The sequence below is a fragment of the Arthrobacter glacialis genome (genome assembly GCF_002909415.1).
In the GTDB taxonomy this organism is placed as follows: domain Bacteria; phylum Actinomycetota; class Actinomycetes; order Actinomycetales; family Micrococcaceae; genus Specibacter; species Specibacter glacialis.
The window spans coordinates 40,468-52,976 of record NZ_PPXB01000021.1 but is presented as its reverse complement, the minus strand read 5'-3'; the positions used below and the strand labels follow the sequence as shown (position 1 = coordinate 52,976).

The 12,509-nt window shown below is 60.9% G+C and carries 10 protein-coding genes and 1 pseudogene; 7 read left to right on the top strand and 4 right to left on the bottom strand.

Features of this window, described 5'->3' with window-relative positions:
• Positions 1-485: pseudogene (locus CVS28_RS19850) on the top strand (hypothetical protein); the annotation flags it as partial.
• Between the two features lie 62 nt (positions 486-547).
• Here CVS28_RS19850 and CVS28_RS18900 read toward each other — a convergent pair.
• Positions 548-1,996 carry a PucR family transcriptional regulator gene (locus tag CVS28_RS18900; protein WP_103464978.1) on the bottom strand — a complete coding sequence of 483 codons (1,449 nt, stop codon included), beginning with the start codon at positions 1,994-1,996 and terminating at the stop codon, positions 548-550.
• Between the two features lie 141 nt (positions 1,997-2,137).
• Between CVS28_RS18900 and CVS28_RS18895 the strand changes: the two genes are divergently transcribed.
• From CVS28_RS18895 to CVS28_RS18880, 5 genes are all read left to right on the top strand, one after another.
• Positions 2,138-3,568 (top strand): aminobutyraldehyde dehydrogenase, encoded by a 1,431-nt coding sequence (locus CVS28_RS18895; protein ID WP_103464977.1) that lies wholly within the window; start codon positions 2,138-2,140, stop codon positions 3,566-3,568.
• Between the two features lie 48 nt (positions 3,569-3,616).
• Positions 3,617-4,978: a 4-aminobutyrate--2-oxoglutarate transaminase gene (gene gabT / locus CVS28_RS18890; protein WP_103464976.1), complete on the top strand. Its 1,362-nt coding sequence runs from the start codon at positions 3,617-3,619 to the stop codon at positions 4,976-4,978.
• A gap of 5 nt (positions 4,979-4,983) precedes the next feature.
• Positions 4,984-5,148 (top strand): hypothetical protein, encoded by a 165-nt coding sequence (locus CVS28_RS20020; protein ID WP_207797264.1) that lies wholly within the window; start codon positions 4,984-4,986, stop codon positions 5,146-5,148.
• A 37-nt stretch (positions 5,149-5,185) separates the two neighbouring features.
• Positions 5,186-6,136 (top strand): hypothetical protein, encoded by a 951-nt coding sequence (locus CVS28_RS18885; RefSeq protein ID WP_133159203.1) that lies wholly within the window; start codon positions 5,186-5,188, stop codon positions 6,134-6,136.
• Positions 6,137-6,518: 382 nt separating this feature from the next.
• Positions 6,519-7,340, top strand: coding sequence for a universal stress protein (locus CVS28_RS18880; RefSeq protein WP_103482471.1), 822 nt, complete (start codon positions 6,519-6,521; stop codon positions 7,338-7,340).
• A gap of 142 nt (positions 7,341-7,482) precedes the next feature.
• Here the strand turns inward: CVS28_RS18880 and CVS28_RS18875 are convergent, their stop codons facing one another.
• The 3 genes from CVS28_RS18875 to CVS28_RS18865 all read right to left on the bottom strand — a co-directional run bounded on the left by CVS28_RS18875 (position 7,483) and on the right by CVS28_RS18865 (position 11,054).
• Complete coding sequence (locus CVS28_RS18875; RefSeq protein ID WP_103482470.1) at positions 7,483-8,865, bottom strand: FAD-dependent oxidoreductase; 1,383 nt, start codon at positions 8,863-8,865, stop codon at positions 7,483-7,485.
• Positions 8,866-8,894: 29 nt separating this feature from the next.
• Entirely contained in the window at positions 8,895-9,839 is a 945-nt protein-coding gene (rarD, locus tag CVS28_RS18870) for an EamA family transporter RarD (RefSeq protein ID WP_243399976.1), read from the bottom strand.
• A 114-nt stretch (positions 9,840-9,953) separates the two neighbouring features.
• Positions 9,954-11,054 (bottom strand): right-handed parallel beta-helix repeat-containing protein, encoded by a 1,101-nt coding sequence (locus CVS28_RS18865; RefSeq protein WP_103482468.1) that lies wholly within the window; start codon positions 11,052-11,054, stop codon positions 9,954-9,956.
• 166 nt (positions 11,055-11,220) lie between these two features.
• On the opposite strand from CVS28_RS18865, the gene CVS28_RS18860 reads away from it, so the two are divergent.
• Positions 11,221-12,441: a putative Ig domain-containing protein gene (locus tag CVS28_RS18860; RefSeq protein WP_103482467.1), complete on the top strand. Its 1,221-nt coding sequence runs from the start codon at positions 11,221-11,223 to the stop codon at positions 12,439-12,441.
• The last annotated feature ends 68 nt before the right edge of the window (positions 12,442-12,509 follow it).

The following is a 12,509-nucleotide window of genomic DNA, read 5'->3' as shown; positions in this document are numbered from 1 at the left end:
GTGGCGGTTTGCTGGGCGGGGTTGTTGGTGACGTTCTGGGCAATGTTCAGGTTGCTGCTCCCATCACGGTTCCGGTGAATGTTTCCGGCAATGCCGTGGGTGTTTTGGGTAATGCTGTTTCCAATGGCTCGCATGCCACCAATACGGTAACTCCCGTAACTCCGGTTGTCCCGGTTACGCCGGTAACTCCCGTAACTCCGGTTACTCCGGTAACTCCGGTTACTCCCGTAACTCCGGTAACGCCGGTTACCCCGGTAACTCACGTGACACCGAAAGTTCCGGTGGTTCACGTTACCCCCACAGTGACAGTCAGCAACGTTCACGGCATGAGCTCCGGTGTGCAGGCTTTGGGCGCAGCAGCACCTGCCCAGCTGGCCTACACGGGGACCGGGCTGTGGCCGATCTACCTGTCCATCCTGGCGCTCTTTGCAGGTCTCGGCTTGCTTCTGCTGGTCCGCAGGTTCAGCCACAGCAGCGTCGCATAGGCAACAGGGTTTGTTCCCGCTGGCTTGATCCAGCGGCCCCGTTCCACGAACGGGGCCATGAATCAAGCCGGCGGGGATAACCTGCGCACAGCCAGCGCCAGCCACAATTGAACGCGGTCAGGCGTCAGTGCCGGGTCGTAGCCGGTGAGTTCGGCAATTTGGGTGAGCCGGTAGCGGACAGTGTTTCGGTGCAAGGCCAGGGCGTCAGCCACGGCCGCCACTGATCCATTGAGCCGCAAGTACGTCTCCAAGGTGTCCACCAATTCGGCCCCATGTGAGGCATCAAAGGCCGTGAGAGGGCCCAATGCCTCGGCTGCCATGTCCGCCATGGGTACGTCTTCACTGGCCAGCAGCAGCGACGTCAAACTCAGCCGCTCCGGGGCGTTGACTTCCAATCCCCGGGTGGCAGCCTCACGAGCCTCGAAATAGCTCCAGCGCAAACCATTGGCTTGGGAGTAGGTGCCACCGATTCCCACGGGTGCCGTGATCCCTACATTGTGCATCTGGTGGCTGAGGGCCCTGCCCAGCTCGGTAGGATCGCCAGCTTGGGCGGGAACCACCAGCACCAGCTCCTGGCTTCCCTCGGAACGGACGACGGCGGCCACAGCAGTCTCCAGCTTGATCGGCAGTGAGATGGTGGAAAGGGTGGTGAACTGGCTTTCTTCGGCCCGCACCAGCAAAACAAAGTTCTTGGCAGTTGTGGCGATGCCCAGGTTCTCCAGCCGGGCAGATGAATCAGCGGCATCCAGGGTGCCCCGGGATATGTCTGCGATGACCTGCCCAGCAATTTGGCGTTCTGTGTGCCGGCGCTGCACCAGGTTGTTGAGTTCAATGCTGATGAGGCCACGGGCGTAGTCAACGATTCCATCGTCGTGGAAGGGTTTGCGCAGCCACAAGGTGCTGGAATCCCGTTTCCCGGTTGAAAGCGCAACGGCATGCCATGCGCCGTCGTCCGGGATTGCCCCCGGCGCGGTGGTGGCAACCTCGCCGCCGAACTGGGTGATGACCAAATCCGCCGCCACCATGGAGGAAAGCTTTTGCAACAACGCTGGCAACCCGCCCCCTGTTAGCAGTGCGCGCGCCAACACCTGGTGCTCGCGCAGCAACCGCTCCAACTTGGCGTAGTGGTCCGATGATCGGGCGTCGGCAACCAGCTTGCCAATGGCGATGAAGGGGGTGCTGTAGGGGACTTCAACAACTGGCACTGCCCAGCGGTCAGCCTCGGCCAAAAGAGCTGCGGGCACTGCTGCATGCTCAAAACCAACTCCAAAACCAATACCAACGGCTCCTGCGCGCTTAATTTGCCGAACGAAGGAACGTTGCGCATCGACTGTGCCCTGCCGGGCCCCCGTGGTCAGCACCAGTTCCCCGCCGCTGAGGAACGATTGGGGATTTTCCAGCTCGGTGACGGCCACCCAGTCGATGGCAGCTGTGAGGGGAGTTCTCACGGAACCTAGATTCTTCAGGGATAAGCCGGGTACGCCGAGCAGGTCAGCCAAGGAAAGTGCCATGTAACAACTATACAAACGCACTACGTCCAATGGGTGACGTGGTGCACATGGCTATTCGCTCAGGGGCTGCCGCGGGCTTAGGATTTCGCATATGCGGTGTATCACCCGCGTCCCTACATCGAGCTAAGAGGTAAGAACACTGTGGTCCAGACCTTGCAGAACTTCATCAACGGCGCATTTGTCCCGGTTTCCGGCGAGGAATCCTTGGACATCGTCAATCCCACCAACGGTGAGGTTGTTGCCAAGGCACCCATCTCTTCCCAAACCGATGTGGACGCCGCCATGAGCGCAGCCGCCACAGCCTTCAAAACGTGGAAGCATGCAACTCCCGGTCAGCGCCAAACCGTGCTGCTAGCACTTGCAGATGCCATCGAGGCCCGCAGTGACGAGATTGTGGAAGCACAGCACCGCAACACCGGCCAGGTCAAGGCCATGATTGCCGCCGAAGAAGTAGGGGCAGGAGCGGACCAGCTGCGTTTCTTTGCCGGCGCAGCACGCCTGCTCGAAGGCCGCTCTGCAGGGGAGTACATGGAAAACATGACCTCCTATGTGCGCCGCGAACCCGTAGGCGTCATAGCCCAAGTCACCCCATGGAACTACCCGTTCCTGATGCTGATCTGGAAGATCGGCCCGGCCCTGGCCGCAGGCAACACGGTTGTTCTCAAGCCCAGCGACACCACCCCGGAAAGCACCATGGTGTTTGCCGACATCGCCAAGGACATTGTTCCGGCAGGCGTGCTGAATTTTGTTCTGGGCAACGGTGCCACCGGCGCGGCCATGGTTGACCACAAGATCCCGGCCATGGTCTCCATCACCGGCTCCGTTCGAGCAGGCATCGCCGTTGCCACGGGTGCTGCCAAGGGACTCAAACGCGCTCACCTGGAGCTGGGAGGCAAGGCGCCCGCCGTCGTCTTCGCCGATGCAAACCTGGGCAAGACAGCCCAGTCCATTGCCGAGTTCTCCTTTTTCAACGCCGGCCAAGACTGCACGGCCATCACCCGCGTGCTCGTTGAGGAATCAGCCCACGACGAGTTTGTCGCCGCCTTGGCCACAGCCACCAAGGGTTTGGAAACAGGCCACTCGGACGACTCCCTGAACTATTTTGGGCCGTTGAACAACATCAACCATTTCAACGCAGTCAGCGAAGTAGTTGCGAACATCCCGGACTACGCAACAGTGGTCACCGGCGGCAAGCGCGCAGGTGACAAGGGCTTCTTCTTCGAAGCAACAGTTGTTGACGGTGTGAAGCAGACTGACGACATTGTGCAGCAGGAAACCTTTGGTCCTGTCATCACGGTCCAGACGTTCAAGACTGAGGAAGAGGCCGTGGAAATGGCCAACGACGTCGAGTTCGCCTTGGCTTCCAGCGTGTGGACCTCCAACCACGGTGTGGCCATGCGTGTCTCCCGCGACCTGGACTTTGGTGCCGTCTGGATCAACACCCACATCATGCTCACCGCCGAAATGCCGCACGGCGGGTTCAAGCAGTCCGGCTACGGCAAGGACCTGTCCATGTACGGCGTGGAGGACTACACCCGAATCAAGCACGTCATGAGCAACCTGGACGCGTAGTCCGCCCCCACAACACATTCTTAGCACCTCCTTTTGAAAGGTATTTTCATGTCTGAAATCCAGTTCCGTCTTGAGCAGAAGCGCCAGATTCTTGGTGCGTTCCCCGGTCCGAAGTCCGTGGCGCTCGAGACCCGCCGCAAGGCTGTAGTTGCAGCCGGTGTGGCCTCAGGCGTTCCCGTCTACGTTGCAGATGCCGACGGCGGCATCATCAAAGATGTTGACGGCAACTCCTTCATCGACCTGGGCTCAGGGATCGCGGTCACCAGCGTTGGTGCATCCGATGCCAATGTGGTGGACGCAGTCCGCGAGCAGGTTGGGCACTTCACCCACACCTGTTTCATGGTCACCCCTTACGAAGGCTATGTGGCCGTTGCTGAAGAGCTCAATGCACTCACCCCGGGCACCCACGAGAAGCGCACCGTCCTCTTCAACTCCGGCGCCGAAGCCGTTGAAAACGCGGTCAAAGTTGCACGTCTGGCCACCGGCCGTGACGCCATCGTCGCCTTCGACCACGCCTACCACGGCCGCACCAACCTGACCATGGCGCTGACAGCCAAAGCCATGCCGTACAAGACCAACTTTGGCCCGTTCGCACCGGAAATCTACCGTGTGCCCATGAGCTACCCCTTCCGCGAAGAAGCCGACATCAAGGGCGAGGAAGCCGCACGCCGCGCCATCACCATGATTGAAAAGCAGATCGGGGCCAGCTCCGTTGCCGCCATCGTGATCGAACCGATCCAGGGCGAGGGCGGCTTCATTGTCCCGGCCGAGGGCTTCCTGCCCACCCTGGCCGCGTGGGCCAAGGAAAACGGCGTTGTCTTCATCGCCGACGAAGTCCAGTCGGGCTTCTGCCGCACCGGTGCCTGGTTCGCCTCCGAGCACGAGGGTGTTGTTCCCGACATCATCACCATGGCCAAGGGCATCGGTGGCGGTTTGCCGCTGAGCGCCATCACGGGCCGCGCCGACCTCATGGACGCCGTTCACCCCGGCGGCCTGGGCGGCACCTACGGTGGCAACCCGATCGCCTGCGCCGCAGCACTGGCAGCCATTAAGACCATGAAGGAGCACGACCTCAACGGCCGCGCCGCCAATATTGAAAAGATCGTCACCGACCGTTTCGCGGCCCTCGTTGAGGAAATGGGTGCCGCCAACATCATTGGCGAAATCCGTGGCCGCGGCGCCATGATGGCGATCGAATTGGTCAAGCCCGGCACGGCCGCCACCACCAAGGAGGTCAACGCCGAAGCAGCCAAGGCCATTGCAGGAGCCTGCCTGCAGGCAGGCGTAGTCATCCTGACCTGCGGCACCTACGGAAACGTTATCCGCCTGCTGCCCCCGCTGGTTATCAGCGACGAGCTTCTGAACGACGGCCTGGACGTCCTCGGCGACGCGATCCGCGCAGCAGTCTAGACAAAATGACGGGCCCACACGCCCGAGGGTCCCGCTGCAGGCGTGCCAGCAGGTGGACAGGCGTGGGGGACGACGGCGGCACCCCGGTTGGGCTCTTGGCCAACCCGGGGTGCCGCCTTGTTGTCACAAAGAAACTCGATGACTGGGGCTGGGTATTCTTGGAGGAATAGTCTCTAACAAGCACGGCGCATTGGGGTGGGCGCGGGCATGGGCAACATGGGTTTTGACGATCGATATCCGGCAATGTTCCAGCCCGGTGGTGATGGCTTGCCGGTGCAGAAAAGTGCGCCGCTAGATTCAGTCCCGGCCACTGGAACAGCTACTCTGGTCGCAGACGAGCAGCACCTCGATGGTCTGGAGGTGCCCGAATCCAAACCGAGCAATGACCCATGGACCAGCCGTACATGGGTTGTTGGTATTTCTGCTGCCTTGCTGAGCATTGCTGCCGGGATCTTTGTCCTCAACGCGAGCACCGTGATTCCGGCTTCAAGAACTGCGAAACCGGAAGATTTTCTTGGCATGTCCGTGACCCCTTGGGGCTGGCTCATCCTCGACCTGGGGGTGCCGCTCATTGTGGCAGGGGCCGCACTTGTGGTGTTCATGCTGTTCTTGGGATCCCGCCAGCATCCGTCCTACGCCAAAGCCATGCGGGCCGGCATGGCAGCCATAGGCATCGGTGCCTTGGTGTCGGCGGTGTTGGCGGTTTTCTATCACAACTTCTTTCCATTCACCATGGAAGCCTTGAGCGGCTCATCATTTCGGGACTGGCCAATCCCCTGGGTAAACATTCTCAACCAGGCGATGCCAATCTTGGCAGTGTTCGGTTTGAGCGTACTGGTCGTCTTGGTGGTGGTTCGTCCCACCGGCACATCGGGTGGCCTGGCGTCCTCAGCCAAGGCCGCCATGGTTGCAGGTGTCAGCCTGCTGGCCTGTGCTGCCTTTGTCTTGTTTGCCCAGCTGATGTTTCCGCTGGCGTTGGGTACCCAATCAGTCAGTGACGGCATGTTCCAAGACATCCCATGGCCGCAGAAAATTGTTGCTTTGGCAGCGCCTCTGACCTTGGTGGGCGCAGGGACACTGCTGTGGGGTGTGCTCATTCGCGTAAGCTCACAGCACCCGGCCAACAACTTGCCTGAACCCCTGGCGGGGACCATCTAAGACTTCCTGGATGCCTGCTGATGCGCGCCACCTCAGGGTCCGGGCATGGAGGAAGCCCCACCGGGTCTATTGGGGGACGACCCGGTGGGGCTTCTTCGTCAATGCTACCCGCTGCTTCGATCTTTGGCCGCCACCGACGCAGCGTAAGTTTCCTTCCCGTTCATCTGAGTGGCAAAGCAGCGCTGTCCCCACAGATGCAGGGCCATACCCAAAGTGCCTTGGCTTCGCGCCCTGCGCTCAAAGGGCAAGTCCCTCTCCTGGGTGCCCTTAGCAAAAAAAGAGCTTTCGGTGATGGCCCGGCAGCTGTACAGTCAGTGCTACGAACGCCCCGGCGTGCGCGATATCCAGCTGCGTTCACGGGGCCTGCCGAAGGGTCGAATTCATGAAATATGTTGTCGGATACCGCCCCGATGAGCGCGGCGCTGATGCCGTTGCTCTCGCAGGGGTCATTGCGCGCACTCAAGGGGCGGAACTTCACCTGGTCAACGTGACGAATGGGGGTAAAGCGGCTGACCCGGACATTGGAAAACGTGCGCTGGCCATGGTGCCCGCTGACGTCGCTGCCACCTTCTCGTCCCGTGCCTCCGAGTCGTTTGTCCACGGCCTCATCGACGCGGCCACAGAAGATGACGCCGCGCTCATCGTGGTGGGTGCCGCCAGCAACGGCGTGTTCAAGCGGTTCACACTGGGTTCGGTGGCGAACGGGCTGCTGCACGCGTCCCCCGTCCCAGTGGCGTTGGCCCCGCGCGGGTACAACCGCAGGGACCCGCTCACCCGCCTGACGGTTATGACAGGAATGCGTGAAGGCTGGCAGGCGGTGCTCGACGTCGGCATCACCGCGGCCGGGCGGCGAAACGTGCCGCTGCGGTTAGTTTCGGTGGTGGAGATCGACCAATTGGAGCAGTCAGACTTTGACTTGAACAACGCCCTCAGCCCAGCCCGCCAGCATGTAAACACCGTACTGGCCAAGGCTGCTGCCAGATTGCCGCACAACAAGGTGAGCGTCACCCTTGCCCATGGTCGCAACATTGAAGAGGCCGTGGACGGCATCGGCTGGAAGTCCGGGGAACTGGTCATTGTTGGTTCCAGCCGGCTGGCCGAGAACCGAAAGATCTTCATCGGCTCCACAGCTAATAAGATTCTGCGCTCGCTGCCGGTGCCCATGGTGGTGGTTCCCCGGGACTTCCAGGCGCAGGGCATCTAACTGCAACGGGCGGGGCCCGGCTCCGGGGGATGGGGCTGGTGCCCGCACCGCGCCACACACGACTTCGTCGGTGCGTCCGCGGCGACGCCCACCACGCCGCCAGCCCCATCCCGCTGCGCCGGGCTGGCCGGTTGGGGCCGGGTTACTGTTCCAGGAAGGCGTCGCTGAAGAGCAGTTGCAGGCCTTCGGCCATGGTGGGGTGGGCTATGACGGCGTCGCGCAGTTGCTGGTAGGGAAGCTTGCCGAGCATGGCCATTTGCACCACTGCTATCACTTCGCTGGAATCGTGCCCCAAGAGGGAAACGCCCAAGATCTGGTCGGTGCCACGCTCCACAACTGCCTTCCACACGCCGTCGAGCGCGCCCACGGTGCGGGCACGGGGGATGGCGGAAACCGGCATGGTCGCGATGCGGATGTTGCGACCTGCAGCCCGGGCTTCATTTTCGGACAGGCCAACACGGCCCAGCTCAGGAGTGGTGAAAACGCAGTAAGGAACCAATCGTCCGCGCGTGCTCCAGCTGCCTCCGGACAGATTCGTTTTCAAGATCCTGTAGTCATTCCAAGATGCATGAGTGAATTGCGGCGACCCGGCCACATCGCCGGCTGCCCACACGCCCTCTGCGGTGGTCCGCAAGTACTCATCAACTTGCACAAATTCGTGATCCGTCACTTGGACGCCAGCTGCGTCCAATCCCAACTCCGATGTGACGGGGGTGCGGCCAACCGCAACCAGTATTTCCGCAGCGGTCACGTTGCTGCCGTCGCTGAGTTCCGCACTGACTACTCCACCTACGCGGGACACGGCAACGGTCTCGACCGCCAGCCTTACGGCAATGCCACTGGCTTCAAGAGCCGTTGATACGGCGGCAGCAACATCCGGGTCCTCACGTGGCAACAAGGAGCGCCCGCGCTGCAGCAACGTCACCTGCACGCCCATGATGGCGAGCATCGAGGCAAACTCGCACCCTATGTAGCCACCACCGACAATGATGATGCTGGCAGGCAGTTCAGCCAGCTCCAAGATGGTGGTGCTGGTCAGCGGCTGAGCCGCGCGCAGCCCCGGGATGTCTGGCACCAACGGCACCATGCCGGTATTGACCACCACGTTGGTGCCTCGCAATGTACGGAGGGTGCCGTCGCTGTCCATGACTTCCACAGTCCGCGGTGCAATGAAGCGAGCCTGACCGAGAACTAGAACCATGCCTGATGTCAGGAATGACTTCCGCTGCCCCGCCACCATGGTGCCCACTACGTCCTCTTTGCGGGCCCGCAGCAGCTCAATGTCGACGGTGGGGGAGTCGGCGCCCGCTATGCCGAACTCGGCAGCACGCCGTGTGACTTGCAGAAGCCGAGCACTATTGACAAGGGTCTTTGTGGGGATGCATGCCACATTGATGCACGTGCCGCCAATCATGCCACGCTCCACCATGGCGACGCGCTGCCCAGCCGCTGCCCAATCCATGGCCAGCGATTTGCCGGCTTTGCCTCCACCTAAGACAAGAAGGTCAAACTCTTGAACGGCCATGTGTGGTCCTTACTTGGCGTATGCCAATGCTAAAGTGCGGCGAACTTCCGCATCCGGGACGTGCGGCGGTAGGCGGCAAGCATATCCACCACCAGGATGATCAGGGCAACCCAGACAATGGAAAAACCTATCCACCGCTCAAAGCTCATGTGTTCGCCAAAGAGCGTCAGGGCAACAATGAACTGGATGACCGGCGTCATGAACTGCAGCAGGCCAATGCCCGTCATGGACAACCTGCTCGCTGATGCGCCAAACAGCAGCAACGGCACAGCGGTGATGATGCCGGAGGCGGCGAGCAGCCAGAAATGGCCCGTGCCGAACCCTGTCAAGGTGGCTTGCCCCAGAACTGTCAGTACCACCATGGTGGCTACGGCGAAGGGAGCAAGTACTGCCGTTTCGATGCTCAGGCTGGTGATGGCATCAACCTTGCCACCCATGCGGTTCTTCACAAATCCGTAGCTGCCAAAGCTGAAGGCAAGAACCAGGGCAATCCAGGGGAGTTTGCCGTAGCTGAAGGTAAGCACCACAACGGCTATGAAGCCCACCCCCACAGCCGCCCATTGCAGAGGTCGAAGCTTCTCCTTGAGAACCAAAACGCCAATCAGGACTGATACCAGCGGGTTGATGAAGTAGCCCAGGGATGCCTCAATGGCGCTGCCCGTGGTCACGGCGAACACATAGGTCAGCCAATTGATGACTATCAGGAAGCCTGCAACCGTCAAGGTTCCCATGATGCGGCGGTTTTTGAGGGCCACACGTACTTTTCCCCAGCCACGGCTGACGGTGATGACAATGGCGCAAAAGAACAGTGACCAAACCACGCGGTTTGCCACGATCTCGATGCTGTTGGCAGGCATGAGCAGCAAGAAATAGATGGGCAGCAAACCCCACAGCCCATAGGCTCCCACGCCATAAAAGACGCCTGTTGCCGCTTCCGAGCGGACAGGCTTGCCGGACTTCAGTCGATTCTTCACAGAATTGTTGATTTGGGGTTCTTTAACACTCACAATCCCCATAACAACACCGATGCCCCACAAAATCCATGTCCACTTCGAATCGAGTGGACGGCAAGGGCCGCTGTGAGGTGTCTAGAACACGTGCTGAACGTTGCCGCTCAGCACGGGAGCATTGTTGGCCCCATTGGATTGGAAGCCCAAAATCTTGATGGGATTCGTTCCGGTGGCTGTGATGGAGAGATTGGAGAGCGCGCAGCCGGTCAGCAACCACTGGTTTGCGCCGTGGTAGTTTGCCTTGATATTTGTGTACCACAAGGTGTTGCCGGTGAAGGTGGGGGGCAGCAGGCCATCAACCACAACACCTGCTCCTGGATCAGTGCCGGTTCCACCGATGGGGAATGCTGCGTTGCTGGTCCAACGTGGGCCGCCGCTGCCGTTGCTGTGGTTAAAGGTGTTGCCCGAGACTGCGCCGTGGTTCCAGTTGTCCGAGGTTTGAGCTCCGTAGGGGCTGGTTTTTGCATATGCGTAGTAAGCGCCGTAGCAGTTGACCACAACGTTTGAGGAGACAGTCAGGTTGCCGGAGCTGTTCCAAATGGCCAAGCGGTTTGCCGTGAAGATGTTCTCGCTCAGCGAGCAGTATTCGGCGCGATCAGTGAAGGAAACGCCAAAGTAGCACCGGACAAAATTGTTGCCCTGGATGTGACCGCGGTAGGCGAAGTAGTCGTCAGCGGTGGAACCGGTGACAACTACGCCGGCACCAAGCCAGAAGTTGAAGTCGCAATCAGTGATGCGGAAGCTTGTGCAGCGGGTCAGCTTGATGGCTGTGTGGGCGAAGTTTGCCGGCTGGTTCAGCGGATCCTGGGTGCGGCCCTGAAGCGTCAGTCCGCGGATGGTGATGCCCACCTTGGATGTTGCCGTGAAGGCAGCCATGTTCTCCGCTGCCACCGTAATGATGGCGCCGTTGCCCTCAATCAGGGTGTTGTTGGGCAAGTTGACCGTAGCGGTCAAAGTGTAGGCGGCCCCTGCAACGAGTTGGACCTGCGGCGTCGTGGCCAGGACAGCCGCCCACTCATCGCCCGGGCTCAACACGGGCAGTGCCGTCTCCCCAGTGGCAGCCTGCGCAGCGGGAGAGAGGGCCACCCCGGCCAAGGCACCCAACCCGGCAACACCGGCACCAGCCAGAAGGCGGCGGCGCCCCAGTGAAGAGGAAGTGCTGGAGGTTTGACGTGCCATGTGGGATCTCCTGTGACAATCAATCAGTCACGGTGCAACTGATCTAATGTGACTCAGGATACACATTAGTGATCATAGCCAGGCACAACTGCATGAAATGTGACGAGACAGGCGTGCGGGTGCAACCCCAACTCGCGGCCACAAGATTCTTTCAAGGGAGTAATCAATGAGGCAGTGGCGTGGAGCTAAGTCTGTGCTGGCCGCTTGTGCCGTGGCATTTTTGACGGTAGCTGGGAGTGTGATGGTGGCCGGGAATGCCCAAGCCACCGTGTCTGCTGATGTTGCTGTGCGCATCGTGGCGAGCCCCCAGGTCAACCAACCCTTGGCGAATTCAGGCTGCTATCCCAGCGGGCTTCCCCGCAGCTACAGCGTGGTCACATTCCGCACCACCACATCCGGCTCCGGAAGCTTTAGTGCTGCATTGACGGCTGAGAATGGGGAAGTGGTGGCGGCACTGTACGACGGTTCATTCACACCCGCCAATACAGTGGCGCACTGCCTCAAGCGCACCGTGGGTGCAGGCGCCGGTGACAGCGCTTCAATCCACTGGAGTGCCCCAGCCTCGCAGGATGCAACGGATGCCCACACCTGGTCTCTGGTGCTATTTGCTGACGCAACGACGGCAGTGGACGCGTCAGTTTCCTTGACCAGCAATGGCACCGTGAGCATCGAGGGCCAGCCATTGACGCTGCTTGCTGGCGACTTGGTGGACGCATCCCAGGGCGAAAGTTACGCAGCCAAAGTAGCGATCATCAATGGAACGCCGCCGTCCAAGTACTCCAGCACTGGGTTTCCGAATGGGCTGGTCATCGACGCCCTCACGGGCGCCATCAGTGGAACGCCCTCGGAGAGCGGTTCATTTACTCCGATGATTACCGTGACAGATTCCTCAGCCACGCCACTGACGGCGAGCAAAACAATGCCCCTCACAGTGGCTGCCGAAGTTCTCCCCACTACGCCTGCCGTAACCACGGCTCCGGCCACCACCGTGCCCGCCACCACCGTTCCCACCACCACCGTTCCGGCCACCACCGCGGCGGGGACCACCCCGGCGACGACTCCCGTCACACCATCACTAACTGTGACAACGCCGGCAGCAACCTCATCCGCCCCCACAATTGCCGCCGAAACAACTCAGCCACCCACTACACAGAGCACCACAGCGCCGGTAGAAAGCGCCCCGGCCGCCTCAGCCCCGGCCGCCTCAGCCCCGGCCGGGACCGCTCCGGTCTCCGCTGCAATAACTGCAGGAACAGGCGCTGTCACGGGCCAGCTACCCGTGACCGGTTCCACTGTCCTGGCTACAGCAGCTGCGGGGTCCCTGATCCTTGCCGCTGGTCTGGTGGTCACCGGCGCAATCAGGGGGCGCAGGGCACGCCACAGCTAGAGTTGTTACCGAAAAGGCCGGCCTGCTCAGCCGGTGAGGGTTTAGTCACTTTCATTCGGCGGCCCTTA